This window comes from Actinomycetota bacterium, assembly GCA_005888325.1.
Taxonomy (GTDB): domain Bacteria; phylum Actinomycetota; class Acidimicrobiia; order Acidimicrobiales; family AC-14; genus AC-14.
This window is the reverse complement of the sequence record VAWU01000072.1, coordinates 66,738-68,945: the sequence shown is the minus strand read 5'-3', so window position 1 is coordinate 68,945 and position 2,208 is coordinate 66,738. Positions and strand designations below refer to the sequence as shown.

Genomic DNA, 2,208 nt, shown 5'->3' with positions numbered 1-2,208 from the left:
AGGTTGCCGGCGACGAAGCGGTAGGCGGCGTTCACCCAGCTCGACGGGCGCAGGTCCCAGCGCACGGTCGAGCCATCGACGACCGGCGTGAACCGCCGTCGCGCGAAGAACGCCGGTTGGCTGGCATAACGGTGATCGATGCCCTTCGTCTTCTCGGTGAACGGCGCAGGGCCTGCACATCGACCTCGTGGTGTTCGTGGAGTGGTGGCAGCATCGGCTGTTCAGGAATGAGGCCAATCGTCACGCGGGTGAGATCGTCGCCTTTCAAGTCCTCAACCCCTTCCTACGAAGCCGAGGCACGGCGGCCGGGACCCTGCATGACGCCGTCAAGGGTGATGTGGTTCATCACGACGACCCTCATGACGCTCCTCCCTCGACGCTTCCGCGTCGATGACCACGGCCCTTCGTAGTCGCGCCATCCGTTCAGGCGCGACGGCCAGTGAACGCGAGGAGCTTTGTTTGAAGATCCGCGTCCGCGGGTGGAACGAGCTTCCGTCCGAAACCGCCCGGTCGCCGGATCGCCTCGTCGATCGGCGTCAGGAACTCAAGCGCCTTGGTCACTGCGTCGGTGTCGAGCTGATCATCTTGGCCAGTGGCTCGGGCAAGGTCCCACGAGTGGATCAGGGTATCGGCGCACAGCAGTCGTCCCACCAGTTGCTCGAACGGTTGCTCGCCGAAGATGCCCGAGACGGTCTTGTTCGCACGGCTCGGATCTGAGACTGCCGCGTTGACTGCATCCGAGGCGTCTCTGAAGGCCGCGACGAGATCCTCATCCAGCGCCGGCTCCTTGGCGTCGCTTCCGTCGAGCGCCGCCAGGACCCGTCGGTGCACGTGCACGACGTGGAACGCCACATCGCGCCCAGTCCATTGGTCACATGGTGAGGGGGCGTCGAGCTTGTCCGGTGGACAGTGCTCGAGGCGGGCAGCGAATCCGTGCGCGACACGGGCGTAACGATCGGAGACCTCGGACATGGCCAAAATCGTACGCGCCGCCCCTCAGCCACTCCCAGGCGCAGCAAAATCATGACTTGACTGGCCTCCGAGCCGGCGTTTCGGCGCGGGACGGGCCTCGGCTAGACCGAGGTCCTTGCTCGCTGAGTGGCTGAGGGGCAGGACCGTGTACCACGTGCACGTTCTGCGTGCTGTGGCGGAGCGTGGGCTGCCTGCGCTTGCGAGCTGGCTGGATCATGTTGCTGCGTTGGGCTGCGGGGCGGTCTTGCTCACGCCGGTTCATGAGTCATCGAACCACGGCTATGACACGGTGGACGCGCTTCGTCTCGACCCCCGGCTGGGGAGCGATGCCGACCTCGACCGGTTCGTCGCCGAGTGCCGGGCGCGTGACGTGCGCGTCTTCTTCGACGGGGTCTTCAACCACGCCGGCCGCGCCTTCCGGAGACCCGAGTGGTTGTCGGAGCGGACGTGGGAGGGCCACGACGAGCTGCCGACGCTCGATCACGACAACCCTGAGGTCCTGTCATGGGCGGTGGAAGTGGCGTGCCACTGGCTCGACCGCGGTGGCGACGGTTGGCGCTTCGACGTCGCCTACGCCCTGCCCCGACCGTTTCTCCGCTCGCTCACGTCCGCCGTGCGCGCCGTGCGGCCCGACGCGTTCCTGTTCGGCGAGGCCATCCACGGTGACTACGCCGGTCTGGCCCGCGAGACAGGGCTCGACGGCGTCACGCAGTACGAGTTGTTCAAGGCGATCTGGTCCTCCCTCAACGACGCCAACCTGTGGGAGCTGGCATGGGCCCTCGACCGGCACGGCCAATTCGCCCAGTCGTTCACCCCCGTGACCTTCGTGGGCAACCACGATGTGAACCGGATCGCTACGAACCTCGCCGACCCCGCCCACCTCGAGCTCGCGCTCGCCGTCCTGTTCACCGTGCCGGGCGTACCGTGCGTGTACTACGGCGACGAGCTCGGCTGGACCGGCGCCAAGGGCGATGGGGCCGGCGCCGACGACGAGATCCGCCCCGCGCTGCCCGAGTCCCCTCCGCAACACGCCGCGACCGACCAGCACCGCCGATGGATCAACTTCCGCCGCTCCCGGCCTTGGCTCACCGACGCGGCGATCGAGGTGATCAGCAAGACCAACCATCGCCTGCAGTACCAGGTCGCGGACGCAGTCGTGACGATCGATCTCGACAACGGCGTCCAACTCGACGGCTTCGACTGATGGCACCGCCAAGAGACGTCGCGCCTGGGGCG

General features: G+C 67.1%; 2 protein-coding genes. One reads left to right on the top strand and one right to left on the bottom strand.

What is annotated here, in order from left to right:
- Positions 1-423: 423 nt before the first annotated feature.
- Positions 424-972 (bottom strand): TIGR03086 family protein, encoded by a 549-nt coding sequence (locus E6G06_21580; protein ID TML86074.1) that lies wholly within the window; start codon positions 970-972, stop codon positions 424-426.
- A 115-nt stretch (positions 973-1,087) separates the two neighbouring features.
- Between E6G06_21580 and E6G06_21575 the strand changes: the two genes are divergently transcribed.
- On the top strand, positions 1,088-2,176 hold the full coding sequence (locus E6G06_21575) for an alpha-amylase (GenBank protein ID TML86073.1): 1,089 nt from the start codon (positions 1,088-1,090) through the stop codon (positions 2,174-2,176).
- Positions 2,177-2,208 lie beyond the last annotated feature (32 nt).

Excerpts from the sequence above, each read along its gene's own strand:
- E6G06_21580 (TML86074.1), bottom strand. The coding sequence starts at position 972 with ATGTCCGAGGTCTCCGATCGTTACGCCCGTGTCGCGCACGGATTCGCT.